General features: G+C 65.2%; 26 protein-coding genes and 1 pseudogene. 12 read left to right on the plus strand and 15 right to left on the minus strand.

From position 1 onward, the window contains the following. Window positions 1–60: 60 nt before the first annotated feature. Together ACOQFP_RS07395 and ACOQFP_RS07400 are read left to right on the plus strand one after the other, a co-directional pair. Entirely contained in the window at window positions 61–309 is a 249-nt protein-coding gene (locus tag ACOQFP_RS07395; RefSeq protein ID WP_421583907.1) for a hypothetical protein, read from the plus strand. Window positions 310–582: 273 nt separating this feature from the next. Next, a complete protein-coding gene (locus ACOQFP_RS07400; protein ID WP_421583941.1) occupies window positions 583–1,125 on the plus strand; it encodes a SagB family peptide dehydrogenase in 543 nt (180 codons plus the stop codon). Between the two features lie 57 nt (window positions 1,126–1,182). Here ACOQFP_RS07400 and ACOQFP_RS07405 read toward each other — a convergent pair. The 6 genes and pseudogenes from ACOQFP_RS07405 to ACOQFP_RS07430 all read right to left on the minus strand — a co-directional run. After that, window positions 1,183–2,301, minus strand: a pseudogene (locus tag ACOQFP_RS07405) (MFS transporter); the annotation flags it as partial. Further along, window positions 2,298–3,656, minus strand: a complete 1,359-nt coding sequence (locus tag ACOQFP_RS07410) for a YcaO-like family protein (protein WP_421583908.1) — start codon at window positions 3,654–3,656, stop codon at window positions 2,298–2,300. The pseudogene ACOQFP_RS07405 and the gene ACOQFP_RS07410, both read right to left, overlap by 4 nt. After that, window positions 3,653–4,984: a CocE/NonD family hydrolase gene (locus ACOQFP_RS07415; RefSeq protein WP_421583909.1), complete on the minus strand. Its 1,332-nt coding sequence runs from the start codon at window positions 4,982–4,984 to the stop codon at window positions 3,653–3,655. Before ACOQFP_RS07415 ends, ACOQFP_RS07410 begins: the two co-directional genes overlap by 4 nt. After that, window positions 4,981–5,658 carry a hypothetical protein gene (locus ACOQFP_RS07420; protein ID WP_421583910.1) on the minus strand — a complete coding sequence of 226 codons (678 nt, stop codon included), beginning with the start codon at window positions 5,656–5,658 and terminating at the stop codon, window positions 4,981–4,983. The genes ACOQFP_RS07415 and ACOQFP_RS07420 overlap by 4 nt, the downstream gene beginning before the upstream one ends. A 52-nt stretch (window positions 5,659–5,710) precedes the next feature. Further along, window positions 5,711–5,824 (minus strand): streptamidine family RiPP, encoded by a 114-nt coding sequence (gene amiA / locus ACOQFP_RS07425; RefSeq protein ID WP_254924168.1) that lies wholly within the window; start codon window positions 5,822–5,824, stop codon window positions 5,711–5,713. Window positions 5,825–5,933: 109 nt separating this feature from the next. Further along, entirely contained in the window at window positions 5,934–6,863 is a 930-nt protein-coding gene (locus ACOQFP_RS07430; protein WP_421583911.1) for an ABC transporter substrate-binding protein, read from the minus strand. A 31-nt stretch (window positions 6,864–6,894) separates the two neighbouring features. On the opposite strand from ACOQFP_RS07430, the gene ACOQFP_RS07435 reads away from it, so the two are divergent. From ACOQFP_RS07435 to ACOQFP_RS07445, 3 genes are read left to right on the plus strand one after another with little or no spacing between them, the layout of a single operon-like run. Next, entirely contained in the window at window positions 6,895–7,884 is a 990-nt protein-coding gene (locus ACOQFP_RS07435; protein ID WP_421583912.1) for a FecCD family ABC transporter permease, read from the plus strand. Between the two features lie 14 nt (window positions 7,885–7,898). Continuing rightward, window positions 7,899–8,858 (plus strand): iron ABC transporter permease, encoded by a 960-nt coding sequence (locus ACOQFP_RS07440; protein WP_341245356.1) that lies wholly within the window; start codon window positions 7,899–7,901, stop codon window positions 8,856–8,858. Beyond that, window positions 8,855–9,646 carry an ABC transporter ATP-binding protein gene (locus ACOQFP_RS07445; protein WP_421583913.1) on the plus strand — a complete coding sequence of 264 codons (792 nt, stop codon included), beginning with the start codon at window positions 8,855–8,857 and terminating at the stop codon, window positions 9,644–9,646. The genes ACOQFP_RS07440 and ACOQFP_RS07445 overlap by 4 nt, the downstream gene beginning before the upstream one ends. A gap of 9 nt (window positions 9,647–9,655) precedes the next feature. Here the strand turns inward: ACOQFP_RS07445 and ACOQFP_RS07450 are convergent, their stop codons facing one another. After that, entirely contained in the window at window positions 9,656–10,231 is a 576-nt protein-coding gene (locus ACOQFP_RS07450) for a TetR/AcrR family transcriptional regulator (RefSeq protein WP_206492133.1), read from the minus strand. Between the two features lie 79 nt (window positions 10,232–10,310). On the opposite strand from ACOQFP_RS07450, the gene ACOQFP_RS07455 reads away from it, so the two are divergent. Then, on the plus strand, window positions 10,311–10,919 hold the full coding sequence (locus ACOQFP_RS07455; protein ID WP_206492132.1) for an NAD(P)H-dependent oxidoreductase: 609 nt from the start codon (window positions 10,311–10,313) through the stop codon (window positions 10,917–10,919). 7 nt (window positions 10,920–10,926) lie between these two features. Here the strand turns inward: ACOQFP_RS07455 and ACOQFP_RS07460 are convergent, their stop codons facing one another. Next, window positions 10,927–11,346, minus strand: a complete 420-nt coding sequence (locus ACOQFP_RS07460) for a nitroreductase/quinone reductase family protein (protein ID WP_206492131.1) — start codon at window positions 11,344–11,346, stop codon at window positions 10,927–10,929. Between the two features lie 227 nt (window positions 11,347–11,573). Between ACOQFP_RS07460 and ACOQFP_RS07465 the strand changes: the two genes are divergently transcribed. The 5 genes from ACOQFP_RS07465 (at window position 11,574) to ACOQFP_RS07485 (ending at window position 17,574) form a co-directional block, all read left to right on the plus strand. Beyond that, entirely contained in the window at window positions 11,574–12,572 is a 999-nt protein-coding gene (locus ACOQFP_RS07465) for an ABC transporter substrate-binding protein (RefSeq protein WP_421583942.1), read from the plus strand. A gap of 98 nt (window positions 12,573–12,670) precedes the next feature. Further along, window positions 12,671–13,636, plus strand: a complete 966-nt coding sequence (locus ACOQFP_RS07470) for a FecCD family ABC transporter permease (RefSeq protein ID WP_421583943.1) — start codon at window positions 12,671–12,673, stop codon at window positions 13,634–13,636. Next, window positions 13,633–14,454 (plus strand): ABC transporter ATP-binding protein, encoded by an 822-nt coding sequence (locus tag ACOQFP_RS07475; RefSeq protein WP_421583914.1) that lies wholly within the window; start codon window positions 13,633–13,635, stop codon window positions 14,452–14,454. Before ACOQFP_RS07470 ends, ACOQFP_RS07475 begins: the two co-directional genes overlap by 4 nt. Window positions 14,455–14,526: 72 nt before the next feature. Then, window positions 14,527–16,035 carry a protein adenylyltransferase SelO gene (locus ACOQFP_RS07480; RefSeq protein WP_421583915.1) on the plus strand — a complete coding sequence of 503 codons (1,509 nt, stop codon included), beginning with the start codon at window positions 14,527–14,529 and terminating at the stop codon, window positions 16,033–16,035. A gap of 177 nt (window positions 16,036–16,212) precedes the next feature. After that, window positions 16,213–17,574, plus strand: a complete 1,362-nt coding sequence (locus tag ACOQFP_RS07485; protein ID WP_421583916.1) for a flavin monoamine oxidase family protein — start codon at window positions 16,213–16,215, stop codon at window positions 17,572–17,574. Window positions 17,575–17,632: 58 nt separating this feature from the next. On the opposite strand, the gene ACOQFP_RS07490 is transcribed toward ACOQFP_RS07485, so the two are convergent. From ACOQFP_RS07490 to ACOQFP_RS07505, 4 genes are read right to left on the minus strand one after another with little or no spacing between them, the layout of a single operon-like run. Continuing rightward, entirely contained in the window at window positions 17,633–19,150 is a 1,518-nt protein-coding gene (locus ACOQFP_RS07490; RefSeq protein ID WP_421583917.1) for an acyl-CoA synthetase, read from the minus strand. Between the two features lie 27 nt (window positions 19,151–19,177). Beyond that, the gene (locus ACOQFP_RS07495) at window positions 19,178–19,639 is read right to left on the minus strand and encodes a MaoC family dehydratase (protein WP_341243663.1); all 462 of its coding nucleotides are present in this window, start codon (window positions 19,637–19,639) and stop codon (window positions 19,178–19,180) included. Next, entirely contained in the window at window positions 19,636–20,541 is a 906-nt protein-coding gene (gene couO / locus ACOQFP_RS07500; protein WP_341243662.1) for a 4-hydroxyphenyl-beta-ketoacyl-CoA hydrolase, read from the minus strand. Before couO ends, ACOQFP_RS07495 begins: the two co-directional genes overlap by 4 nt. Beyond that, a complete protein-coding gene (locus ACOQFP_RS07505) occupies window positions 20,538–21,446 on the minus strand; it encodes an SDR family NAD(P)-dependent oxidoreductase (protein ID WP_421583918.1) in 909 nt (302 codons plus the stop codon). Before ACOQFP_RS07505 ends, couO begins: the two co-directional genes overlap by 4 nt. Before the next feature lie 100 nt (window positions 21,447–21,546). Between ACOQFP_RS07505 and ACOQFP_RS07510 the strand changes: the two genes are divergently transcribed. Beyond that, window positions 21,547–21,972: a MarR family winged helix-turn-helix transcriptional regulator gene (locus ACOQFP_RS07510; protein WP_421583919.1), complete on the plus strand. Its 426-nt coding sequence runs from the start codon at window positions 21,547–21,549 to the stop codon at window positions 21,970–21,972. 14 nt (window positions 21,973–21,986) lie between these two features. Here ACOQFP_RS07510 and ACOQFP_RS07515 read toward each other — a convergent pair whose 3' ends face one another. The 3 genes from ACOQFP_RS07515 to ACOQFP_RS07525 all read right to left on the minus strand — a co-directional run bounded on the left by ACOQFP_RS07515 (window position 21,987) and on the right by ACOQFP_RS07525 (window position 25,592). After that, the gene (locus ACOQFP_RS07515) at window positions 21,987–22,463 is read right to left on the minus strand and encodes a DUF3237 domain-containing protein (protein ID WP_341243661.1); all 477 of its coding nucleotides are present in this window, start codon (window positions 22,461–22,463) and stop codon (window positions 21,987–21,989) included. Beyond that, complete coding sequence (locus ACOQFP_RS07520) at window positions 22,460–24,052, minus strand: amidohydrolase (RefSeq protein WP_421583920.1); 1,593 nt, start codon at window positions 24,050–24,052, stop codon at window positions 22,460–22,462. Before ACOQFP_RS07520 ends, ACOQFP_RS07515 begins: the two co-directional genes overlap by 4 nt. A 64-nt stretch (window positions 24,053–24,116) precedes the next feature. Then, entirely contained in the window at window positions 24,117–25,592 is a 1,476-nt protein-coding gene (locus tag ACOQFP_RS07525) for an APC family permease (RefSeq protein WP_206492119.1), read from the minus strand. Window positions 25,593–25,631 lie beyond the last annotated feature (39 nt).

The raw sequence follows: 25,631 nt of genomic DNA on the forward strand, positions 1-25,631 counted from the left end.
TCCTGATCCTCGGTACTCGAATCGTCAACGGTCGAGCCGCGAGATCGAAAGTGGATACATATGGCAGAGGATTCGGACGTGGCTCAGGCGCGGGTGTTCGCCGACATGCTGAACGTCGAGATCGCGGCTGCATCGAGTCGCGTGGAGGCGTCCGAGCAGCTCGCGCGCACGGCATTGCGCGTCGGCGACGCTCGTAGCCATGAGTGGCACGGCGGCGAAACGCAGGCGCACAAGCAGGCCCTCTACGAGCTGCATCGCCAACTGACCGCACTGCGAACCCGGTTTCCCGCCGTGCACTGCGGCTCGTAGAAACCACACGGGATTCAGATACCCAGCAGTCCTTGTCGACACTGATTACCGTGTTCGTTAGAGTCGGGCTCCATGGCCGAAGACTCGCTCGATTCCGCGGTCGCGCGCGTCCATGAAGTGCACCGATGCCTCGTCGATCGCGGCACCCGCGGTGTTCTTCCGACGGTGCCTGCAGCAGACGGGACGTGGGCGCTGCTCCCGCCACTGCCACTGCCACCGATGCCGCTCGACACAGCACTGCGTGACCGTCGTTCGCACTATCGATTCGCGGACATGGACCCGCGCCAGCTCTCGACTCTTCTTCGGTCGGCCACGGGGCCCGGCCGGCGAGTGGAGCGGCCGGACGGCACGCCGCACACCTTCCGCATGAACCCGACTGCTGGTGGCCTCGAATCGATCGACCTGCATCTGGTTGCCCTCCGCCGCACAGGTGAGATCGGCTCGGGAACCTATCTCTTCGATCCACATCGACATGTGCTGAGCAGAACCGGCACCGGACCGTGCATCGACGCGCTCGAATCATGCCTTGTGCAGCCACAATTCGCGCGGCGGGCGCCGTTCGTCGTCATTCTCGTCGGACGCCTCGACCGAACCCTGATCAAATACTCGGCACGCCACTACCGCACCCTTCACATCGACGCCGGCGTCGTCGCGCAAAACCTCTATCTGGTCGCGACGGCACTGAGATTGGCGTGCTGTGCAATCTCCGGCTTCTACGACGCGGAGATCTCGAACATGCTCCGCCTGGACCAATTGTCCGTTCCGCTCCTGGCTTTCGCGCTCGGCGGACTCGACGAGGGCGGCAAGCAGGGGTAACCGCGGCACCCCGAGCCACAGGGCCGCCGCCCCGGCGAGAGCGAGCGCGCCCGCCCCGAGTCCGACGGCCGCGGTCACACCGATGTTACCGGCAACAGCCCCGCCTGCAGCAGCCCCGACAGGAGTGCCACCCATCGCGATCATCCGCGCCGTGGTGTTCACTCGGGACTGCAGGTGGTCGGGTGTGACGGACTGACGAACCACGATGCCGTTGACGACGATCATGGTGTTGGCGGCCTGATAGACGACCAGGAGCAGCAGAGACACCACAAGCACTCCCGTGATGGACCAGGCGAGTACAGACACGAAGGCCACCACCACCCCGAGACAGGTGATCACACCGGTGCCGACCACCCGCTGGATGCGCGCACTGACAAGACTGATCAGGAATGCGCCGAGAGCCGTTGCTGCATAGAGCGATCCGATTCTCGCATCCTCGGGTTCGAGACCGAGCTGCCGAACGCCGACGACCACCATCAGTCCCACCACCACACCGTTGGCGATACTCACCCCGACGCCGACCGTCGTCAGGGCCCGCACCACCCGGTGACGCCGAATGAACGCCAACCCCTCGACGATGGACGCGCCGAGATCGAGACCGCCCGGAGCCGACGCCGATGCCGCTGGTAGCGCAACCGTCGAGGTGACCATCGCCGCGACGAGAAAACACAGTGCGTCGATCGCGATGGCACCCGGCGGACCGAGAGTCGTCGCGGCAATTCCGCCGAGCAACGGACCCGCGATCCCGATAACCGTGCCGACACTGACGAGTGTGCCCGTCGCGTCCGCGATCCGATGGCGTCCGACCAAAGCCGGTACGACGCCGAACGACGCGGCATCGAAGAACACGAACAGCGTCGAGACGATGAACGCGACGATCATCAGGTGTGCAACCGTCACCGATGCCATCAGATGGGCCGCCGGGATGCTGGCCAGGGCCAGAGCACTGGCCAGTTGAGTTGCGAGCAGGACCGCACGACGGTCGTACCTGTCGGCCAGTGCACCCGCGATCAGTCCGAACATCAGGTACGGCAACGACTCCACCGCGAAGGCGACGCCGGAGAGCAGGGGCGAGCCGCTCAACTGGTAGACGAGCATCGGCACGGCAACCGTGGACATCGCGTTGCCGATCCAGGCGACCGCCCGCGCCAGGACGAAACGCTGAAAGGCGGTCACAGGCTCGGGGGCGCAGCGAGCAGCAGCGTGTTCGGATCGGCCAGGTCGCAATCGGGTGCGTACCGTCGGGCGATCTCACGCCACCGGGGTAGCCCGAAGTAAGGAAATGCGGCCGGGGCGTTGGGAATCAAGCCGGAGGCGCAGACCCGGGCCACCCGCAGTGGCGTCGACGCCACGTCCGAGGTGGTGATGTCACAGACGACCACCTCGTGGCCCGCTGTCGCGAGTGCGCTCCGCATGCCGTCGGCGGTGCCGTGAGGAAGCGCGTCGATCGACACCGTCTCCGCCGGATGCGTGAACCGGGGAAGATAGGCGGCCTGAGTCCGCGGATCGAGCCACACCTGGGCCTGTGCGCCCAGGTCGCGGATGTGCTCACTGCGTGCTCCGGCGGCGTCGAGGTAACTGCGATCGGCGCGGTGATCCAGATACAGGCCCGGTGACAGCACCCCGGCCCGCATCGATCCGAACACCCAGCCGTCCGCGTCGAGCAGCCCTCGAGTGAACACCCAACTGTGGATCGCTTCGAGAACCGCCTTGCGAGCCGTCTCCACCGGATCCAGCTTCGCCGAGAAACCGCCTGCGACGATCCCGAGTTCGACATCGTGAACAACCGCCGCTACCAACGGAACTCCGAAGTACGACGGCAGCTCGAGGAGATGACACCGCAGTCGTGAGTCACCGAGGTCTGCCGCGAGGCCGGGCACCGATGCCGGATCTATGCCCCGGGCAGGCAGGTTCAGGTGCCACCACAGCGACAGCGAGTCTCGCTCCACCAGCTCGAGCAGGCCGCGTGTGGCCGCATCGTCGAGCCCCTGTCCTGTGGCGATGCCTGCGTAGTTCAGGTGGTGGATCCACGGGTCCTTCCTGCGAGATCCACCGCGCCAGTTCAGGTACACGTACGAGGCCGGAATCGCGACACATCCCCCGTCGTCCGATACCCCGTCGACCCAGGCGACGCGTGTGTTCTCGGTGAAGCGCTCGAAGGGGAACCCTGGCGAGTTCAGCTGCCAGGGCGCGAAGAACTCCAATGTCGCGTTGCCCCAATGTCGGATGCCTTCGGCGCGCAGCTCCGCCGGCGTTGCGTAGCGCAGAGTGTTCGGTACGTAGTTTCCGCAGTACCGCTCCACCGCTTCGCCGATCGCCGCTATCCGGGCACCTGCGGGATCGGCGAAGGTGGTACCGAGGGACACCAGGTCGCACGGCCAGTTCCCGAGCGCGCGGGTATCGGCGATCTCCGCCGTCAATCCGACGTACCGCTGCGGCATGCCGTCGAGTCTGTCGACCGGATGCAGCGCACGGATCAGTCCGGTGAACGGATCGACCAGATCGTCTGCGCCGAAACAGACCTCGCTCATGAGGGCATCTCCAGCTCGATGCCTCGCACGGTGCGATGCATCGGCACCGCTCGGCTTCCGTACAGATGGTCTTCGTCGGTGTGCAGATCGCGGGCATATCGTGGGAAGGCGTGTGCCGAGATCATCAGTGTCAGTTCCTCTCCCTCGTGGATGTGTGTGGACAACGGCGCGAGGTGAACGACAGAGCCGAGGGACATGCCCTGGGTCAGGTGCTCCACCTCGCCGCCGCGTCGATGAGCGACGAGCATCGCACCCCAATGCCGGTCGCTGTTTCCGCCGTCGATGCGCACCACGGGTGTGCCGACGACGGCTCCCGCTTGCCACGGCACCGGACGGACGAGGCAATCCGATCGGCTCGCCAGGCCGCGGACATCGATGCCGGGCGCGTGGGAAGGAAAGGGCTGCAGAGGGTCTGCGAGAAAGCTGCCACCGGGCAACTCGATCGCCTTCCGATCGCTCGGCCACCGGTGCAGTCGGAGCGGACCATCGGGGTGACCGTACAGCTGCGCTCCGGTCCACGGCCGACCGTCGAGCACAGCACCCAGCCACTCGTTCATGCGTCCGGCTCGATTCGATCCCCGCATGCAGTGGTCCCACGGTCCGAGTGCGAGCGCCGAGGGGCCGCCCCAGGACGACCAGAGGTCGATGGTGTCCTGGGTGAACCAGTCCGCGGTCCCGCCTTGTGCCAGCAGCGGACAGTGTTGTGCTGCAACGACGGCGGCGCGCTCGGCATCGGACCGTCGCGCCGCCAGGACGGAGTGCCACGAGGGTATCGGCGCGCTCGAGGACGATCCGATGTCGGACACCGGCAGCCTCTCGAGCAGACCGGGCGATGCCGAACTCGTGCGCGAGTGGGCAGCGTCGCCGTGCTCGGACCACCAGCCCAGACGAGACTCCAGGTAGAAGGCCCGGTCTCGATTCCGCGCCGTCTCCCCCAGTCCCAGCGCGGGCACCACCACGGATACTCCGGCAATCGAATCGAATTCGCTTGCAGCGAAGACTGTTTCGGTGGCACAGTGCGCTCCGTAGGAGGTGCCGTAGAGGAACAGGGCCGGGGCCTGCAGCCACCACGCTCTGGCGGTGATCCACTCGATGCAGGCCAGGCCATCGGCCCCTTCACCGCAATAGGGTCGAAACGACCCGGCAGAGCCGTATCGGCCGCGCACGTCCTGTACGACGGTGGTGAATCCGCGCTCGGCCCAACCCGTGGCCTCGGCGAGGTGGGCCTCGCTGTTGTACGGGGTACGGAGCAACAGCACTGCACGCGGATCTCGCGCCTCCACGACGAAGGTACGAAGTCCGCCGATTCGATACTCGTGCGGTGTCATCGAGGTGGTTCCGGCACCGGAAGAATCGGATGCCGAGTCACTCGGAGCGTACGCAGGTCAATCGCCGTGACGCTGTGATCGACCCTGGGTCCGATGAACTCGGCCATGACCTGAGCAGCCAGGAATTCGGCCGCGGCCCCGGACACCGGATGAATCGGCGAGATCAGTCGCCGCCCACCCACCCGAGGGGTGTACCCCTCCTCGATTCGATGCCGGTGCCGACGGGAGGCCGAGCGCCGCATCGAGACATCCTTCAGCCGGACCACCTCGGGTACGAGGACATACAGATTGCCGTCACGGAAGCACGCGATCGACCCGGCGGACCCCAGCGTCTCGATGCCGTCGTCACTGACCGTGATCGACCGGGTCGCAGTGCGGCATGAGTTCACACCGACGCGCCGCAGCAATTCCAGCAGCGCCGCGGCGACGGAGCCGCTGCCGAGCACCGCAACGTTCTCGGTCGGTGGATCGGGGACGACATGGCCGGCAGCGAGTAGAGCGGACAGCGCCGCCTTCGGCTTGCCGGATATCGCGTCCTCGGTGCCGGCCAACGCCCGTGCCAGTTGGTCGAACTCCTCGCCGTCGAGTGCGAGTGCGAAGTGTTCGTCGTCGGCGGTGCGGAGTACGAACCCTGAATCGGATTCGTACAGTTCGGTTCTGGGTGTGAGTTCCATGGCGGCAACCCGGCCGGGGTCTGCACATCGTGATGTGCAGACCCCACCGAGATCAGTCCTCGGCTTCCTCGAAGGGATTCTCGACCAGTGCGTTGCTGTGGCCCGCGGAGTGCGTCGCCAGGGATACCGGTGACTGGATCGAACGGAACAGCTCGTTGTCGTTCATGGTTCTCCTTTTTCGATGGTCAAATCGATTGCCGGGCAACCGATTCATGGACTCGACATCGTCGAGGAATCCGACCCTACGTCAAGTGACAATCATTTTCAATAAGCTGTCACGAGTTCTCGAGTTCCGCTGTCACAGTGGCGAGCACCATAAGCAACGAGATCGTTCCGCGCCCGGTCGCCCACACTCCGGCGTCCACCTCGATCACCCGATCGTTGCGAGCAGCGGTCAGGCCCGACCACAACGGATTGCTCGCCAGCCGGTCCGAGAGGGGCTCACTGTCGGAACCCGATGAAAATGCCTGTGCGAAAATCACATCCGGATCCGCCGACGCAATCTGCTCCACCGACACCGTGGCGAAGGCATCGGTTCCCGCCTGCCACGGATAGTCACTGACCTCCGCGAGCAGCGACCCTACGGGGGTAGCGACGGAATCGACTCCGAGACTGGCCGGTTCGCCGTACATCGACAGGGTGGTGAGACCCCGCCACTTCCCTGCGGCCGCATCGACCTCTGCGATGAACTCCTCGGCGGCGGCGTCTGCCTGTTGCTGCCGATCCGTCAAAAGCCCTATCGTGCGCAGGAAATCGACCGAATCCTGCCAGGATGCCGGGTTCACCAGATACATCGGTGCTACATCCTCGACGGCACCGCGCAAGCCGTCCTGTACGCCACCGAGTCCGATGACGAGGTCCGGTTCCGAGAGCGCGATGTCCTCGACGTTCTCCTCACCGAACCCGCCTGTGATCGGGCGCATGTCGGCATCCGGCCCGGCGTATCGGGGGTCGGTCGCAAGTTCCTCGCGGTAGGCGACCGGGGTCATGCCCACCTCCCTCAGGGCGTCGACGCACATGAGCGTCAGACACGCGATTCGCTCGACCGGTGCATCGAGCTCGATCACCGCTCCGCTGTCGTCGGTGACCGAGATGGCAGATGCAGCGTCGGCGCTGCCCGCATCGGCAGTACTGCAGGCCGCCAGCACCAGCACCGAGCTTGCGAGTGCGCCGAACCAGAGCGAAGAGCCGGACAACTTGCGCATGGGAACTCCTTTACAGAATGATGTGTCCGAAATGATAACCATTACCGATAGAGGGGTTCATGCTGCGGGTATCTGCGCCTGCGTCGCGGTGATCGTGGCGGCTCTGTGCCTGGGTGAGCCGACCCTCGATCCCCTGCGCGCCCTCCGTGCCATTGCCGACCCGGCGAACCCCGTTCATGCGCACGTTGCGCTCATCCGACTTCCGCGCGTGCTGTTGGGCCTGGTGAGCGGTGCGGCACTCGGCCTCGCGGGAGCATTGATGCAGGATGTACTGCGCAACAGAATCGCCGGTCCGGAGATTCTGGGTGTGTCCTCCGGCGCAGCCGTCGCGATGACGGCCGTTGCCGTGTTCTCGATTTCGGTTCCGCTCTCAGCACTTCCCTATCTGGCGCTGTTGGGCGCAGTTGCCGCCGGATGTGCGGTGATCACCACCGTCGGACCCACCAGCGACCCGCACCGGGTGGTACTACTCGGGGCGGCGGTGAGCGCACTCGCATCGGGACTGGTCATTGCACTGGTGAGCCTCGGCACCGAAGGGAACCTTCCCCTGCTCTTCCGGTATCTGCTCGGCAGTCTCGGGGAGCGAGGGTGGAGCCATCTCGGCGTCGTGACGCCCTGGCTCGCCGTGTTCATCCCGGTCGCTCTGTTCATGCGGCATCGGGTCGCCGCCCTTGCACTCGGGGACGATGTGGCTGCGGGACTCGGTATCTCCGTGGTGCCGACCCGACTGACCGCGCTGGTGTGCGCCGCTGCGCTCACCGCCGCGGTTGCATCGGTGTGCGGCCCGGTTGCGTATGTGGCGTTGCTCGCCCCTCATCTGGCTCGATGGATGCTGAACACGACCAGTTCACGGCGAGTCTTCCTGCTCACACCCATCGTCGGCGCAGTCCTGCTCGCCGCCGCAGACCTGGCCTCGCGAATCGCGCTGTATCCGATCGAGATTCCCGTGGGTATCACGACGACGCTCATCGGCGTCCCGGCACTGCTCGTAGCACTGCACCGACAGGCCGCCACGCGATGAAGTGTCGACACCTCGTGGCGATCGGGATGATGTGCATCGCCGTACTGGTGATGCTTCACCTCCTTTCGGGGCGAAGCGAACTCGCAGTGGCCGAGGTGATCAGGGCATTGACCGGCACCTCGCCGGTGCGAGCACACGAGATCATCGTCCTGAACTACCGACTTCCACGAGTGCTCGTCGGGTTGGTCGCCGGAGCCCTGCTGGCACTGGCCGGAGTGTTGCTGCAAGCCGTGATGCGCAACCCGCTGGCCGAACCGTCGACGACAGGGGTGGGATCCGGTGCGGCACTGGGCGTTGTGGTGTCGATTCTGGTGTTCCCCGCCTCCGGTGCTGCTCCCCTGGCGTCACTACTCGGTGCCGCATTCGCAGGAACGGCGCTGTACCTACTGGGCCGACGCTCCCTGGCGGTCGCGGGAATCCTCATCGGTGCCGTCCTGTCCGCAGTGACATCACTGCTGCTCGTCGTCGACGCACAACCGATGGGCGTCGTCCTTCGATGGCTGATCGGCTCTCTCAACGCCAGGACCATGGGCGATTGGAACTGGCTGTGGCCCTGGGCAATCGTCTTGATACCTGCGGGGATGCTCTGTGCGTCACGGGCGAATGCGCTCGTCCTGGGCGACGAGAGGGCCACCGGCCTCGGAATCGACACTCGGAGAACCCGAATGTTACTGCTGGCCATCGCGATATCGGCCACGGCAACAGCGGTCACCGCCACCGGCGCCGTTGCGTTCGTCGGCTTGATCGCACCGCACGCCGCCCGTGTCGCGCTCGGCGGGGACCACAGGCGACTGATTCCGGTCAGCATGATCGGCGGTGCAGTGCTCCTGTCCGCCGCGGACCTCCTTGCCTTCAGCGCGTCGATCGACATCCCCGGTAGCGGCCCAGATGTATCGGGGCTGCCGGTCGGTGCAGTGACAGCCCTCGTCGGGGCTCCCTATCTCATCTGGCTGATCAGAAAGGACACCCGATGACGGTGGACGTCACCATTCCGATTCTCGAGGCCGTGGACCTCGCGCTCGGATATCGCAATCGAACGGTATCCGAGCACCTCGACATCGCGATCGAGAAGGGAACGGTCACTGCGCTGGTCGGCCCCAACGGATCCGGCAAGTCGACGCTGCTGATGGCCCTGGCCAGGGTCTTGGCACCTCGACACGGACAGGTACGGCTGGACGGCCGTCCGCTGCGTGATCGATCGGCGATCGAGACGGCTCGACGACTGGCGATCCTGCCCCAGACGGCGGTCGCACCGCCGGGGCTGCGCGTCCGAGAACTCGTCGAACAAGGTCGGTATCCGAGGCTCGGTGCACTGTCGATGCTCAGACGCCATGACGACGAGGCCATGCACACGGCGATGTCCTCGACCGGAATCGAACACCTCGCCGACCGCACTGTCGATTCGCTCTCCGGTGGGGAGCGTCAACGCACGTGGCTAGCAATGGCTTTGGCGCAGGAAACCGGAATCCTACTGCTCGACGAACCCACCACGTATCTCGACGTTCGTCATCAGATCGACGTGCTGGAACTGGTCGTCGACCTGGTCCGGAATCGAGGCAAGACGGTGGTGATGGTGCTGCACGATCTCAATCAAGCTGCGCGGTACTGCGATCGAATCGTGGCCATGCGCGCTGGTGCCATCGTCGCCGACGGTCATCCCCGCGACGTCGTGACGCCGACGCTGCTCCACGACGTATTCGAGATCCGAGCCCGAGTAGTGGCCGATCCGGTTGTCGGTAGGCCGATGTTCATAGCGGAGTGAGCTTCTGCGTCAGAGTTTGCCCACGACGGCGATGATCAACTCGGTCAGTTCATCTGTCGCTTCCTCCGGTGCGATGCCACCCGAAACCGCCGCCTGCGACAGCGCTTCGGCTGCACCGAAGATCGCGGTGATCGACGACGCGGAGATCCCTCCGGAGCCGCTGAACGGCTCGAGAATCGACCGGCACCGATCCGAGTACGCCCGTTCGGCCGTTCGCTTGACCCGTTCGAGTTCGGGTGAGCCCTCCAATGCCGCCAGCACACCCGTCAGTTCGCGCCCCTGTGCCAAGGTGCAGCCCACGTACGAGTTGGCGATCGCGCGTGCGCGTCCGTTCAACGACGTGGGCGCGGCGTGCAGCGATTCCTCGAGCATGGCCGTCTGCCGGTCGTCGAATTCTGTGAAGAGTGCGGCCAGAAGTTCTGCCCGCGAGGCGAAGTGGCTGTACACCACGGGTTTTGCGACGCCTGCATGCTCGGCGAGCCGGCCGAGGGTCAGTGCGTCGGCACCCTCGGCTCGGACGAGGGCCCAGGAGACCTCGACCAACTGTTCGTATCGGTCGGAGCGAGACAGTCGCGTCCGGGCCATCCGGAACCTCCTTGCGCTATATACGAATAGTAACCTACTCTTGGTACATAGCCGTTTCGCCCCATCGAAGGAATCAACCATGACCGCACTCGTCGTAGTCTCCCATTCCGACCCCGACTCACTGACCCACCATGTCGCTCGCTCCGTCACGGACGCGATCCGCACCGCAGGAGGCTCCGTCGAGACGGCCGATCTCGCGGCGGAGAACTTCGATCCGCGATTCACCGGCACCGACCTCGGCCTCTTCCGAGGCACCCACCCCACGCCCGCCGACGTGCTCGCCGAACAGGAACGAATCGACCGGGCCGAGCACCTGATCCTGGTCTTCCCGATGTACTGGTGGTCCATGCCGGCACTACTCAAGGGGTGGATCGACCGCGTCTTCGTCAACGGATGGGCCTACGAGATGAGCGCCGACGGCGGCTTCACCACCAAACTCGATCGTCTCACCGTCCACCTGGTGTCCCTGGCCGGCGACGACGCCGACAGCTTCGCCCGTCACGGCATCGAGGCCGCCTTCCGAACACAGATCGAACGGGGAATCGTCGAATACTGCGGTGCGACAGTAGGTTCGACGACGTTCCTGCACGAGACCGACACCAGAAGCCGAGAGGCACTCGCTGCGCAAACGCACGCGGTGGGCGAGCGCATCGCCGCACAGGTCGCCGGACTCACTGCGGTGCGTTAGGCCCGATTCAGGCGGGAGTGAGGCGGAAGATCGGGAATCGACGGCCCTCGGCGGTCTCGACGTACTTCGCGAATCCGGAGGACGCGTCGAGGAACTTCTGCCAACTTCCGTCCCACTCGGCATCGGGGACTTCCGAGGCGTTCACCGCGACGGTCTGCACTGCGCCGTCCACCGGCACCTCGATGTCGACGGACGGGTGTGCGCGCAGATTGTGAACCCAGGCAGGGTCCCTGGGTGAACCGGCTGCCGAGCCGACGATCAACCAGCTGCCCTCCTCGGGAATCGCCATCAACGGATTCAGCCGGACCTCCCCACTCTTGGCACCGATCGAGTGCACGACGACGAGGGCGTCGCCGAACCCAGCGGTCGATACATGCCCGCCGTTCTCGCGGAACTCCTCGATGATCATCTGGTTGAAGTCGGTCACAGCGCTATTGTGCCGCGCTCTACGGCACCGCGGACCGGTTCTGTGCCGGATTCTTCGGAAGCGACGATTTCCATCACCGCCAACCAAAGGTTAGCCTGGGCTCACACGCACCTCGGTGCGTACCGCCGTCGGGCACTCCCCGGCGGCTCGTTGCTGTCTTCGACCGAAGGACACCTGAAGTGCTCAACGCTCGTCGCCGTGCGGGAACCCTCGCCGCCGCGGTTGCCATGGCCGGATCGCTCGTCGCATGCGGAGCGTCCGAGGAGGTACCCGATGCGACGGCCGTGGCCACCGATGGCGGGACGTCGTATCCGCTGACGATCGAGAACTGCGGCGAGTCGGTCACCTTCGACTCCGCCCCGCAACGAGTGGTCTCGCTCGATCAGAACTCCACCGAGATTCTGCTCTCCCTCGGCGTGCAGGACCGCATGGTGGGCACAGCGTCCTGGACCGATCCGGTCCGTGAGAACCTCGCCGACGCGAACGCCTCGGTTCCCCGGCTGGCCGACAACGCACCGACCTACGAGGTGGTGGTCGATACCGAACCCGACCTCGTCACCGCATCGTTCGGACGTCACTTCGAGCAGGGCGGCGTCGCTCAGCGGTCACGCTTCACCGAAACCGGCGCCGCCACCTACCTCTCACCCACCGACTGCGATGCCGGTCGCAGCATCAACGGGGGCAACACCCGAACGACGCCGCTCACCATGGAGTCGCTGTACCAGGAGATCACCGAACTCGCGGCGATCTTCGACGTCAACGAGCGCGGTGCCGAGTTCGTCGACGAGCTGAAGACCCGCATGGCCGACGCCACCGCGACAACGGCGAAATCGGATGTCTCCATGGCATTCTGGTTCGCAGACACCAAGAGTCCCTACATCGCAGGCGGGCGAGGATCGGCCGATCTGTTCGCCCGCACGGCCGGTACGACGAACGTCTTCGCCGATACCGACGACGACTGGCCCGCCGTCGGATGGGAGACCATGGTCGATCGGGATCCGACCGTCCTCGTCCTGGGCGACCTGGCGCGCAACCGTTTTCCCGGCGACCTCCTCGCCGACAAGATCGCATTCCTCGAGTCCGATCCCGTCACCAGCACGTTGGCCGCCGTCCGCGACAAGCGCTACATCTCGCTGCACGGTGCGGAGATGAACCCGTCGATCCGGACCGTCGACGGTGCCGAGAAGGTGTCGGCCGGACTGCGCGACCTGGGACTGTCGTCCTGACCGCGACCATCGCCCCCAGGCGCTCCACCCAGCGATCGCAGGCCTCCCGTCATCTGTGGCGGTGGACGTTGGCCCTGCTGGGCGGTCTCGTGCTGTGCGTGGTGTCGATTCTCGTCGCCATCACCCTCGGGCCGGCGAACATCTCACTGGTCAACGTGCGCGATGTGGTGCTCAATCATCTCGGCATCACCGATGTGCCGGTGAAGGTGTCGAAGAACGCGATCGTCTGGGAGGAACGGCTACCCCGAGCGCTCGTCGCCGCCGCGAGTGGCATCGGACTCGGCATCTGCGGAGTGGTGATGCAGTCGCTGCTGCGCAATCCGTTGGCAGATCCGTTCGTGCTCGGAGTGTCCTCGGGTGCATCGACGGGAGCGGTCGTGGTCGGGGTACTCGGAGTCGGCGGTGCCGCTCTCGGACTGTCCGGCGGTGCGTTCATCGGCGCGCTCGTCGCGTTCGCCCTGGTGCTCTTCCTCGCCCGCATGTCCGGGAGCGGACACGACCGCGTCATCCTCGCCGGTGTCGCGACCACCCAGTTGTTCTCTGCGCTCACCTCGTTCGTGATCTTCGCGTTCGCGGACTCCGACGAGACCCGCGGCGTGATGTTCTGGCTGCTCGGATCGTTCGAGGGCGTGCGGTGGAACGACGTCGTGCTGTGTGTGACCGTGGCAGGCGTCGGCGCAGTGGTGTGTTGCTACTACGCGTACGTGCTCGACGCATTCGCGTTCGGCAACTCGGTGGCATCATCGCTCGGCTTCGACGTCCAGAAGGTACGGTTGGCACTGCTCGTCGGCACCGCGCTGATCACCGCGACATTGGTCAGCGTGGCCGGTGCCATCGGTTTCGTCGGCCTCATTCTTCCGCACGCAGCAAGGCTGCTGGTGGGGCCCAACCACAGCCGCCTCGTGCCGACCACTGCCGTCATCGGCGCGATCTTCATGGTGTGGGTGGACGCCGTCTCGCGAGTCGCGTTCGCCCCTACTCCTTTGCCGGTCGGCGTGGGGACCGCACTGGTCGGGGTTCCCGCGTTCATCGCAATCATGGCTCGCAAGAGAGGAATTCGATGACTCTGCATGCGTCGAACGTGTCCTGGAAGCGAGGCGGCGCTCTGGTGGTAGACGGTGTGACGCTGCACGCCGCGCCCGGCCGAACAGTGGGGCTGTTGGGGCCCAACGGTTCCGGTAAGTCCTCGCTGCTGCACCTGCTGGCCGGGGCGGCGTCGCCCACCTCCGGCGTCGTAGAACTGGACGGCACCGATCTCGGTTCGCTCAAACGCAAACACATCGCGCGCGCCGTCGCGGTCGTCGGACAGCACGCGCACACCGACGTCGACGTGACGGTCGGCGACGTGGTCCGACTCGGACGGATCCCGCACCGCGGGGCCTTCGGCGGAAACGAACTGGACGACGACGCAGTGGACGATGCGCTCGCACAGACCGGACTCACCGACAAAGCGGATCGATTGTGGCGAACGCTCTCCGGCGGTGAGCAGCAGCGGGCGCATATTGCCCGCGCGCTCGCTCAGCAGCCCCGCGAGATGTTGCTCGACGAGCCGACCAACCACCTCGACATCCATCACCAGCTGGAATTGCTGGCCCTCGTCGCTCGGCTACCGATCACCTGCATCGTCGCACTGCACGACCTGAACCTGGCCGCGATGTTCTGCGACGAGGTGTTGGTGCTTCAGGACGGAAAGATCGTCGCGGGAGGTCCACCCGCGCAGGTGCTGACCGAGGAACTCATCGCCAAGGTGTATCGAGTACGGGCGCGAGTGTCCGTGGACGGCGACGACGGACGCGTGCACATCCGCTTCGATGCCGCTGCCGGGGACGCGGCGCTCGCGAGGAACCCGGGCACCGGCCTACCGGCAGCGGTCCACCTCTGATCGACCTCGCGGGACTTCGGTCGCCGACCTGCACCGGGATTGGGGACCGCGGTTCGTGGCTACCCTTCACCCATGAGTGAATCGTCGACCGGACCGGCAGCCCCCAGCACGATCGGGCCCGCGTTCGGGTTCGAAGCAACGCTGGCGAACGAGGTTCCCGGTGTGACAGTGCCGTGGCAGGGTACGCGCTCGCCGGACCCTCGTGTGCTGGTCCTCAACGAGGATCTGGCGCATTCGCTTGCACTCGACCCGGCTTCCTTGCGCAGCGACGACGGTGCCGCGGTGCTGTCCGGGTCGACTCCACCGGCCGATGACGTCGGCGTGGCGATGGCCTACGCGGGACACCAGTTCGGCAATTTCGCACCGCTACTGGGCGACGGTCGAGCGTTGCTTCTCGGCGAACTGCACGACGATCGAGGCCGTCGCGTGGATCTGCATCTCAAAGGCTCCGGTGCCACGCCGTTCTCGCGCGGCGGCGACGGACGTGCGGTGGTGGCAGCCATGCTGCGCGAATACTTGATCAGCGAGGCGATGCACGCTCTGCACATCCCGACCACGCGCTCGCTCGCCGTGGTGACCACCGGCGAACACGTACGGCGAGATGGCGTTCCGCAGCCAGGCGCGGTGCTCGCCAGAGTGGCCGCCAGCCATCTGCGCGTGGGCACCTTCGAATTCGCGGCCCGGCGTGAAGGACTCACGCAGCCCCTCGCCGATCATGCGATCGCCCGGCACTACCCGGAGCTCGTCGAGCTGCCCACCGAGGATCGCTACCTCGCCTTCTTCGAGGCCGTCGTGGAAGCGCAGGCATCGCTTGTAGCACAGTGGATGTCGGTCGGATTCGTCCATGGAGTCATGAACACCGACAACACGACGATCTCCGGCGAGACCATCGACTACGGACCGTGTGCCTTTCTCGACGCCTACGAACCGGCGACGGTGTTCAGCTCCATCGACCACGGCGGACGTTATGCCTACGGCAATCAACCCGCGGTCCTCGGATGGAATCTCGCCCGGTTCGGCGAAACCCTGTTGCCGCTGGTGAGTTCGACACCGGACACTGCGATCGAGGCACTCACTGCCGTCCTCGACACGTTCGGGCAGCGCTATCGGCTGCACTATTCTGCCGCGATGGCCGCCAAGCTGGGCCTGGACGACACCGCCGACAACGCCGCTCTCATCGACGACATGCATCGGCTGCTCACCGAACACCGCGCCGACTGGACCCTTGCCTTTCGTGCCCTCGCCGACGAACTACGCGGACACTCGGCACCGCTGGCGGCGCTGATTCCGCCGGACGCGTCGTCGACCTGGTTGAACCGTTGGCGCACTGCGGTATCCGACACGAATCAGGACCTCGCGTCGATCGCCGACGGTATGGATCGGGTCAATCCGGCGTACATTCCCCGCAATCATCTGCTCGACGCTGCCCTCAGGTCTGCCACCGAGGGCGATCTCGAGCCTTTCGAGCAACTGCTCGACGTCGTCACCACACCGTTCGGCTACCGCGCCGAACGGTCCGATTACGCCGCGCCGGCCCCAGCGAGCTTCAGTGCCGGATTTCAGACCTTCTGCGGCACCTGACAGCGGCGTTTCAGTTCGCAGGCGCGGAGCATCGCAGTGCCGGCTCGGACTGTCCGAAATGGAGCGTGCGACCGCCGAGGAGTAGCCACTTCGGCGCATGTGCTCGCAGACGGTCCGCGAAAGAATGCGAGTTGAGATCGGCCGAAACCGAAGTACCGCAACCCGAGGAGCTCGACAGTGCCCACCCTGAAACGTGACGTCGCCATTGTCGGGGCCGGTCCATCCGGCCTTGCCGCAGCCACCGAACTACGCAAGGCGGGGCTGTCGGTGGCAGTGATCGAGGCACGCGACCGGGTCGGCGGACGCACCTGGACCGAGACCATCGACGGCGCGTCCCTCGAGATCGGCGGTCAGTGGGTCTCTCCCGACCAGGAGTCGCTCATCGCCTTGATCGACGAGCTCGGCCTCGACACCTTCGACCGATACCGCGAGGGCGAGTCGGTCTACATCTCTGCCGCAGGCGAGCGCACCCGCTACTCGGGTGATTCGTTCCCCGTCGACGAGACGACGAACAAGGAAATGGATCGCCTCATCGCCCTGCTCGACGACTTGGCCGATCAGGTCGGCCCCGAGGAGCCGTGGGCGCACCCTCTCGCCCGCGAACTGGACACCATCTCGTTCGAGCAGTGGCTGATCGGCCAGTCCGACGACCCGGAGGCACGTGCGAACATCGGCATGTTCATCGCCGGTGGCATGTTGACCAAACCTGCGCACGCGTTCTCCGCTCTGCAGGCGGTGTTGATGGCGGCCTCGGCAGGTTCCTTCTCGCACCTGGTGGACGAGAACTTCATTCTGGACAAGCGCGTGGTCGGCGGCATGCAGCAGGTGTCGATCCGTATGGCGGCTGCCCTCGGCGACGACGTGTTTCTCGGCGCCCCGGTACGGACGATCCGGTGGAACCCCGATCGAGCGGTGGTACTGGCCGACGGCGACCTCGAGGTCATCGCCACGCGCGTCGTCCTCGCCGTTCCGCCGAATCTGTATTCACGTATCTCCTACGACCCGCCGTTGCCGCGACGCCAACATCAGATGCACCAGCATCAGTCGCTGGGTCTGGTCATCAAGGTCCACGCCGTCTACGACACCGCGTTCTGGCGCGCGGACGGGCTCTCGGGCACAGGGTTCGGTGCGTCCGAAATTGTGCAAGAGGTCTACGACAACACCAATCATCAGGACAGCCGTGGCACTCTCGTCGGATTCGTCTCCGATGCCAAGGCCGATGCGATGTTCGAGTTGGACGAGTCGACGCGCCGCGCGACGATCCTCGAATCCATCGCGCGCTACCTGGGGCCGAAGGCAACCGAACCGGTGGTGTACTACGAGTCCGACTGGGGTTCGGAGGAATGGACCCGCGGGGCGTACGCGGCCAGCTTCGATCTCGGCGGACTGCATCGGTACGGCAAGGACAGTCGCACTCCTGTCGGTCCGATTCACTTCTCGTGCTCGGACATCGCTGCGGAGGGCTACCAACACGTCGACGGCGCAGTGCGAATGGGTCATCGCACCGCAGCAGATATCGTGTCGAGAATCCGAGCCTAGCCCCGCACCTGGCCGAACCGTCGCCGATGTCGACGGTTCGGCCTGCGGGGAGTCCGGGTCAGCCGGGCCGGTTCGGCATCGATGCCGAATACTGCTCTCGCAGAACGTTCTTTCGGATCTTGCCCGTCGGATTGCGGGGGATCTCGTCGACCAGAACGTACCGCTTGGGAATTTTGTATCCAGCGAGCCGGCCACCGAGGGCCTCGGCCAGCGAGTCCAGTGCCACCCGAGTTCCCTCGCTGACGGTGATCGCGGCCACCGCCGATTCGCCCCACTTGTCGTCGGGCACACCGAACACCGCACAGCTCTCGACACCGGGTAGCTCGAGCAGTGCCGCCTCGACCTCGGCGGGGTAGATGTTCTCGCCGCCGGAGATGATCATGTCCTTGAGGCGGTCGACGATGGTGACGAACCCTTCTGCATCGGCGATTCCGATGTCGCCGGTGCGAAGCCATCCGTCGTCGAAGACATCCGCGGTCGCGTCGGGGCGACCCCAGTACTCCTTCATCACGTGGGGGCCCTGAATCTGAATTTCTCCCCGCTCGCCGGGCGAGACCGGCTCCGACAGTGCGTCGACGATCCGCACGTCGGTGAACGTGTGTGGCACCCCCGCGGTACCTATCTTACGTTCGGCATCGACAGATGCGAGAATCGTTGCACCCGGTCCACTTTCGGTCAGCCCGTAGCCCTGACACATTTTCACTCCGCGTTCGGAATACGCACGTAACGTTCGCGCCGGCACCGGCGCAGCGGCCACCACGACCCTCCTCAGCGACGACAGATCGGTCTCTGCCCACATCGAATGAGCCACGAGCGCATCCAGCATCGTCGGAACACCGAATGTGTAGGTTACCGAACGCGATTCGACGACATCGAGAACTCGTCGAGCATCGAAGCCCTCCTCGATCACCACTGCTCCGCCCTTGAACAGTGTCGGAAGGGCCACCATGTCCAGTGCGGCGGTGTGGAACAGCGGAGCGCAGACCAGGGCGACCTCGTCGCTGCACAGATCGAGATCGAGTACTGCATTGAGGACCGCAAAGAGCACGTTGTCATGCGTCATCACGACACCCTTGGGCTTCCCGGTCGTACCGGAGGTGTACATGACGAAGCACAGGTCCTCACCCACCACAGGTTCGTCGATACGCGAGGAATCCGCAGCGGCGATCAGCGCGTCGAGCTCATCCCCCAGCGCGATGCGCCGAGTACTGCCCGTCTCCGTCGCACCGACGGCGACAGCGACGAGCGCCGTCGAGTGGACCAGGACCGCCAATCCCGAATCCTGCACCGCGAACGCAACTTCCGAGGCCGTCAGCCGGGCGTTGAGGGGTACGAAGATTGCTCCGATGATGCCACACGAGAAGAGCACCTCGAGATAGGCGGGATGGTTGGTGGAGAGAATTCCCACTCGGTCACCTGGACCGACACCCAATCCGCGCAGTACGTGCGCGAAACGCGTCGTACGGTCGTCGAGTTGCGCATAGGTCGACACCTGCCCCCGAAACTCGAGGGCAGGCGCGAGCGGGCACTGCCTGCTGCGTCGCCAGATCCACGAGCCGACTCCTTGATTGCGCATCGCGATCGGTTCCTCTCGGTGTGTGGATCAGACGAACATGCGGTAGAGAGCCTCGACGACGACGGCAGGCCGCTCGCTGCCTTCGAGCTCGATCTTGGCGTCGACGGTCAACTGCGCTCCGCCGTTCGGCAGTTCCTCGTAGGATTTCAAGGTTGCGGAGAGTCGAACCCGCCCGCCTGCAGGCACCGGATTGGTGAAGCGCACCTTGTTCAGGCCGTAGTTGATTTTCGTGGTGACGTCGTCGACCACGAGCACCTCCTCCCACATCGGAATGATCAGTGACAGGGTGAGGTAGCCGTGTGCGATCGGGCCTCCGAACGGGCTGTGCGCCTTGGCTCGCTCCGGGTCCACGTGAATCCACTGATGATCGTCGGTGGCATCGGCGAAGGTATCGATCCGCGGCTGCGCAACCTCGATCCACGAGCTGGTTCCGAGTTCGGTGCCTTCGAGGCTCTTCAACTCGGCAAGTGTTGCTACCCGCGTGGTCATGCTGTCTCCTTGGGTGTCAGGCCGAGTGCGGCCAGTGCATTGGTCTTCATTACGAGAGGGCGTACCTGGTCCTTCAGGTCGAGCTCGGCGAAATCCTTCATCCACCGATCCGGCGTCAGTACGGGAAAATCCGAGCCGAACAGCACTTTTCGCTTCAGCATCGAGTTCGCGGCCCGAACAAGCTGCGGCGGAAAGTACTTCGGTGCCCACCCCGACAGATCGATGTACACGTTCGACTTGTGTGTCGCGATCGAGATCTGCGCGTCGACCCACGGCACGGCCGGGTGGGCCATGATCACCGTCAGATCGGGGAAGTCGGCAGCGACGTCGTCGAGCAACATCGGATCCGAGTACCGAAGCTTGATGCCGTGCCCACCAGGAAGTCCTGCACCGATACCGGTTTGGCCGGTATGGAACAGTGCGGGCACTCCGGCTTCGGTGATGGCTTCGTAGATGGGATAGAAGCGACGGTCGTTGGGTTCGAAGCCCTGCATGCTCGGGTGGAATTTGAACCCGCGGACACCGAACTCCTCGACGAGCCGGTGCACTCGCCGCACCGCGACCTTTCCCTGCCACGGGTCGACCGAACCGAACGGAATCAGCACGTCGTTGTGGCGTGCTGCTCCTTCGGCGATCTCCTCGACCGAGTTCGGCGTATGCCCCGACGCCGCACCGGCGTCGACGGTGAACACCACCGCAGCCATGTTTCTCGCCCGGTAGTAGTCGGCGATCGCGTCGATTCCGGGGGTGCGTTCTTCACCGGACTTGAAGTACTTCTCCGACGCTGCCATCAATTCGTCGTCGAGCGACCGATGCCCACAGCCGTCGATCTCGACGTGAGTGTGCACATCGAGTGCGACGATGGCATCGACGTCGATGTTGCACTCGTACTTCGAGCTCATCGTGCGGGCTCCACCGGCAGGTTCTCGCCGACCGACTCGAGACTGTCGGAAAACGTGGAACCCCAGGCCTGAGCGATGCTCTCGGCCGACCAGCCGCCGTCGCGGTAACCGGTGGCGATCATGTCCGGATGGGTCCACAGCGCCAGTCGGTCGCCGCCGATGGCGAACGCCTGCCCGGTGACCTCCGCGGCCGCATCGCTGGCGAGGAACGACACGATTCCTGCGGCATCGGCCGGCGTGCCGAATCCGAGTTCGCGACGTGCGAACGGCGGCAGCGGTTCTCCGTTGCGCATCGCTTCGATGTAGGGCTGCAGGAACGGGACGCTCTCGGTCATCGCGGTCGCAGCGACCGGGCACACCGCGTTCACGGTGATGCCTGCGCGCTCGAGTTCCATGGCCCAGGTGCGCACCATGCCGACGATGCCTGCTTTGGCACCGGAATAGTTGGTCTGGCCGAAGTTTCCGCGCTGGCCCGCGGGCGAGCCGATACAGACGATCCGACCGCCATCGCCCTGCGCGCGGAACTGAACAGCCGCCTCGCGGGCACAGGTGAAGGTGCCACGCAGATGGACGTTCACGACGGTGTCGAAGTCCTCGTCGGTCATCTTCCACAGCACCTTGTCGCGCAGAATCCCGGCGTTGGTGACCATGATGTCGAGGCGACCGAATGCTTCGATCGCGCCGGCAACCAATTTCTGGGCGGTCTCGGTGCTGCCGACCGGTGCCACGACGGCCACTGCTGTGCCGCCGGCCTCGACGATGGAGGAGACGGCTGCATCGGCGATCGTGTGATTCACATCGTTGATCACGACGGACGCGCCGTGGCGAGCGAGGTCCTGTGCGTAGGCCAGACCGAGACCCTGGCCGCTGCCGGTGACCACTGCCACCTTGTTGTCGAGCTTCATAGCCGTCTCCTTCTCGTGGTGTAGTGCCAGAGAATCATCAATGATTGCGAATGTCAATGATTTAGATTTGCTAGGCTTTGCCGTATAACCGAGGAGCACCATGACCGACATCGCACCGTTGTCCGACGACATCGGGTTTCTGCTCAGCCGCGCAGGCTCTGCAATGGCAGCCGCGGCCAAGTCCGCCCTCGTACCGTTCGAGCTGCGCGTGCGCTCGTACTCGGTACTCGCACTCGCCTGCGAGCACTCGGGCGGACTCGGACAGCGACAGATCGCCGAAAATCTCGGTCTCGATCCCAGCCAGATCGTCGCGCTGGTCGACGAACTCGAAACCCGCAGCCTGATCACCCGGCGCGTCGACCCCGAGGACCGCAGACACAAGCGGATCCACGCCACAGAGAACGGGCGCGCGACGTGCGTGGACGCTCAGCGCGCGCTCGCGTCGAGCAACGCCGACATCCTCGCTGCCCTCGGCAACGAGGATGTTTCGGCGCTACGACGGGCCTTGAAGGCCATCGTCGGCTGAGCCGGAACCTGCGATCAACGCAACCAGAAGAACCGAATACAGATCTGTCCGCCCTCGTTGCGGGCCATCCCGAGGAACTGATTGTCGGCCAACCATCGAAACTGCTCCGAATCGGTTTGGAACACCGGAGCCGTGCGGTAGTAGTAGTCGCGCTCGTCCACCACTTCACCTGCATCCAAACGAGATTCGACACCGGAATCGGCGCGATAGTAGCCCCGATTCCGAACGTCGATCAATGATCCGTCATCGGCGCGCAGCACGTACCGGGCATCGAGTTGAACCGTGTCTCCGCGCTCGACGAACCAGTCGCCACCATGGGCGAGCACCTCGCCCGTCAGCCTCGGGCCCGCGACCGTACCGCCCGTGATCGCGACGAAGTGCAGCACTTCCTCCGCACTTCGACCGATGCGCAACTCGTCGGCAACGCTGACTCTGACCTCGAAGACGAACTCGAGTTCCGGCTGCGGCAGATCGACGGGGGCCACCGTCACCGTTCGTACACCACTTCGCCTGCGACGACAGTGGCGATGATCGGTAGCTCGGGCAGCCGCTCGGCAGGTCCGGACAGATCACCGTCTATCGCGGTGAAATCCGCGGGCCCACCGACGACTATGGTTCCGGTGCCGTCGGTGAGACCGGCGGCCGCGGCGGGGTGGGTGGTGTAGCCGTCGAGGGCCTGCCGTGCCGAAATCGCCTGCCGCGGTTGGCGAGGCGGATCGGACCGACGATCGGCCGGGCGGCGCAGCTGGGCATCGGCCATCACGATTCGTGGGTCGAAATCCGCTACGGGCCAGTCGGATCCGAGGGCCACCGTGACACCGAGATCCCGAAGCTCGGCTACCGGCCAAGCGCGGTCGATACGATCACGACCCATGCGCCGCGACCAGTCGTCGGCCTCGTCGGCGCGGGTGTACCTGGTGCAGTGCGTCGGTTGCATGGAGGTGGCGATGTCGACCGCAGCGGCAATCGAGATCAGGTCCTCGGGGCAGACCGTCTCCAGGTGTTCGAGGCGGTGCCGAACCCCGTCCCCCAGAGCGGCGAGCGTCCGGACACAGTGGTGGACAGCAGCATCGCCGATCGCATGGGTTGCCGTCGTCACTCCGCGAGAGCTGAGCTCACGCACGACGTTCGCGTAGCGTTGCGGATCGGTCCACGACGGGTGGGTGCTTTCGCCGTACACATCCGGATGGCACAACCATGCCGTGCCGCCTTCGACGGTTCCGTCCATGAACAGCTTCGCACCTGCGTATCGCCATCGCACGCCGCCGGGACCGTCGACCAACGCTGCCAATTCGTCCACCCGCTCCGCGGGGTGATCCGGCTGAACCCAGCCGTACACCCAGAACCGCAACCCCGACTCGTCCTCGTCGAGGGCCCGGATCATCTCGACCGTTCCCGGCAAGTCGTCCATCACATGAACGCCGGTCAACCCGACCGAGGCCATCTTCTCGGTCACCTCGCGCAGCAAGGCCTTCGCCATGACCGGGTTCGGTGCCGGTGCCACGCTTTCCACCAGGTGGATGGCCGCCTCCTCCAGGAGGTGACCGGTGGGTCTTCCGGCACTGTCGACTACCACCCGGGCAACGCCGTGCTCGAAGACTTCTCGGCCGCTCACACCGGCGGCCTCCAGCGCCGCCCGATTGGCCAGTGACGAATGGGCGTCGTAGAACCGGATCAGCACAGGCTCGGTGATCGACTCGGAGATCGCGTCGAACGTCGGTGCCTTGCCCTCGAACACGTTGTGATCGAGGCCCCATCCGCGTATCCACCCGTCCACCGGCGTCGCCCCGTCGAGCGCACGGCGAACGTCGTCGAGAGTCTCACACCCGTTCATGTCCACCCCGAGCGACATCAGCGCACCTTGAACGACGTGGGTGTGCGCGTCCACCCAACCCGGGGTCAGGGTGCCGCCCGCGAGATCGACGATTCTCGTGTCGCTGCCGCTGATGTCGAGGATCTCCGCGGTCGTGCCGAGGGCCAGGACACGGTCCCCGCGGACCGCTACCGCCTCCGCGGTGGGCGCGTCGTCCACCTGAGTGAGTACGTGCCCGTTGATCAGGGCGAGGGTGGCGTCAGCCATGGTGAAACTCCTTGTGCGTAATCGGCCGAGAAAGTGGGATCGGCCCCCTGACTTGCGTGAGCGTCTACTCGACGGGCTGTGGGGCGGCGGCGAGTTCGGAATCGACATCGGTGCTGCCCAATCCCTCGTATACCTCCGGGCGACGGTTGCGAATCCACAGCGCGAGAAGGACACCGAAGACGAACACCAGGAAGGGACCACCGATGGCGATGGTGTTGACGACGGGATTGTCTGTCAGGGTGGCTATTTCGATCTTGCTGATCACCAGGTAGAGGGCGAGACCGAACAGGACGAACGCGGCGATGCCCGCCGCCGCAGCACCTCGATCTCGCACGGCGTCTCTGCCCTTGAGGAAGAAGACCGCGATCGACAGCGAGGTCAGCCATTGCAGCGCAAGAATTCCCACGGTTCCGGTACTGGCAGTCCACGCGGTCATCTGCAGAATCGGCTCGACGCCGGAGATCGCGAAGCACAGCACGGCCACAACGGCGATCACCGTCTGCGTGACACTGGCGACGTGCGGAGACAAATGCTTGCTGTGCACCGAGCTCAGTCGTTCCGGAACGATTCGTTCGCGGCCCAATGCGTATCCGTAGCGCGTGATCGCGTTGTGCAGGGCCAACAATGCAGCGAGACCGCTCGAGACGATGAGTATCCGCATCGCATCGGTTGCGGCACTTCCGACGTAGATGTCCATCGCGGTGAAGAAGTACTCGGCCGGATCCTCCGCGGCCGTCTCGACCGCCTTGCCGGTACCGAACGCCATGACCGCCACCCAGACGATGAAGGAGTAGAAGATCGCCAGGAAGATCACCGCCGTGTAGGTTGCGCGGGGAACCGTCCGGTCCGGCCGCACGGCCTCGTTCCGGAACAGTGCTGTCGCCTCGAACCCGATGAACGCAGCGAAGGACACGGCCAGCACTGCACCCATCGATCCGGTGAAGACGTTCTCCGGATAGAACGGCTCGAGGGTGAGACCGGTTGCCCCGCCTTTCGCGATGACGCCGACGGCCAACACCACCAGGACGAGTACCTCCAGCACGAGCAGCACTCCGAGAACCTTGGCACCGATCCGAACCGACCGGTAGCCGAGAACAGCGACGATCGCCGCTGCGACCAACCCCCACAACCACCAGGGGAGGTCGATACCGAGGAAGTCCTTCACCGTCGCTTCGGTCACGGCACCGAACAGTCCGTAGATGCTCAGTTGAAGCAGGCTGTAGCACACCACGGCGACCATGGCGCTGCCGAGACCGGCCACTTTGCCCAGGCCCTTGCGGATGTAGGAGTAGAACGCACCGTTGTTGTGCACATGCTTCGCCATCTTGGTGAATCCGATGGCGAAGACCATGTTGATCAGGCCTGCGGCCAGGTAGCCGGCAGGAGCGCCGACCCCACCGACGAGCAGGGCGATCGGGGCCACCGCCACCATGACGGTGAGTGGTGCCGCCGCGGCGACGACGAAGAACACGATGTCGCGCGAGTGGAGACTGGCGCGATCGAGGGCACTCGGCTGCCCTGATTGATGGGGGGTTGTCATGGCGGGCTCCCGTCCGATTAACCAAAACTGTTTTGGTTT

The organism is Rhodococcus sp. MALMAid1271 (genome assembly GCF_049195265.1).
Lineage (GTDB): Bacteria > Actinomycetota > Actinomycetes > Mycobacteriales > Mycobacteriaceae > Rhodococcoides.

Excerpts from the sequence above, each read along its gene's own strand:
- ACOQFP_RS07475 (WP_421583914.1), top strand. The coding sequence starts at position 13,633 with ATGACTCTGCATGCGTCGAACGTGTCCTGGAAGCGAGGCGGCGCTCTG.
- ACOQFP_RS07465 (WP_421583942.1), top strand. The coding sequence starts at position 11,574 with ATGGCCGGATCGCTCGTCGCATGCGGAGCGTCCGAGGAGGTACCCGAT.
- couO (WP_341243662.1), bottom strand. The coding sequence starts at position 20,541 with ATGAGCTCGAAGTACGAGTGCAACATCGACGTCGATGCCATCGTCGCA.
- ACOQFP_RS07400 (WP_421583941.1), top strand. The coding sequence starts at position 583 with ATGGACCCGCGCCAGCTCTCGACTCTTCTTCGGTCGGCCACGGGGCCC.
- ACOQFP_RS07445 (WP_421583913.1), top strand. The coding sequence starts at position 8,855 with ATGACGGTGGACGTCACCATTCCGATTCTCGAGGCCGTGGACCTCGCG.
- ACOQFP_RS07480 (WP_421583915.1), top strand. The coding sequence starts at position 14,527 with ATGAGTGAATCGTCGACCGGACCGGCAGCCCCCAGCACGATCGGGCCC.
- ACOQFP_RS07495 (WP_341243663.1), bottom strand. The coding sequence starts at position 19,639 with ATGACCACGCGGGTAGCAACACTTGCCGAGTTGAAGAGCCTCGAAGGC.
- ACOQFP_RS07505 (WP_421583918.1), bottom strand. The coding sequence starts at position 21,446 with ATGAAGCTCGACAACAAGGTGGCAGTGGTCACCGGCAGCGGCCAGGGT.
- ACOQFP_RS07455 (WP_206492132.1), top strand. The coding sequence starts at position 10,311 with ATGACCGCACTCGTCGTAGTCTCCCATTCCGACCCCGACTCACTGACC.
- ACOQFP_RS07410 (WP_421583908.1), bottom strand. The coding sequence starts at position 3,656 with ATGAGCGAGGTCTGTTTCGGCGCAGACGATCTGGTCGATCCGTTCACC.
- ACOQFP_RS07490 (WP_421583917.1), bottom strand. The coding sequence starts at position 19,150 with ATGCGCAATCAAGGAGTCGGCTCGTGGATCTGGCGACGCAGCAGGCAG.
- ACOQFP_RS07420 (WP_421583910.1), bottom strand. The coding sequence starts at position 5,658 with ATGGAACTCACACCCAGAACCGAACTGTACGAATCCGATTCAGGGTTC.
- ACOQFP_RS07450 (WP_206492133.1), bottom strand. The coding sequence starts at position 10,231 with ATGGCCCGGACGCGACTGTCTCGCTCCGACCGATACGAACAGTTGGTC.
- ACOQFP_RS07430 (WP_421583911.1), bottom strand. The coding sequence starts at position 6,863 with ATGCGCAAGTTGTCCGGCTCTTCGCTCTGGTTCGGCGCACTCGCAAGC.
- ACOQFP_RS07525 (WP_206492119.1), bottom strand. The coding sequence starts at position 25,592 with ATGACAACCCCCCATCAATCAGGGCAGCCGAGTGCCCTCGATCGCGCC.
- ACOQFP_RS07510 (WP_421583919.1), top strand. The coding sequence starts at position 21,547 with ATGACCGACATCGCACCGTTGTCCGACGACATCGGGTTTCTGCTCAGC.
- ACOQFP_RS07415 (WP_421583909.1), bottom strand. The coding sequence starts at position 4,984 with ATGACACCGCACGAGTATCGAATCGGCGGACTTCGTACCTTCGTCGTG.
- ACOQFP_RS07520 (WP_421583920.1), bottom strand. The coding sequence starts at position 24,052 with ATGGCTGACGCCACCCTCGCCCTGATCAACGGGCACGTACTCACTCAG.
- amiA (WP_254924168.1), bottom strand. The coding sequence starts at position 5,824 with ATGAACGACAACGAGCTGTTCCGTTCGATCCAGTCACCGGTATCCCTG.
- ACOQFP_RS07435 (WP_421583912.1), top strand. The coding sequence starts at position 6,895 with ATGATAACCATTACCGATAGAGGGGTTCATGCTGCGGGTATCTGCGCC.
- ACOQFP_RS07395 (WP_421583907.1), top strand. The coding sequence starts at position 61 with ATGGCAGAGGATTCGGACGTGGCTCAGGCGCGGGTGTTCGCCGACATG.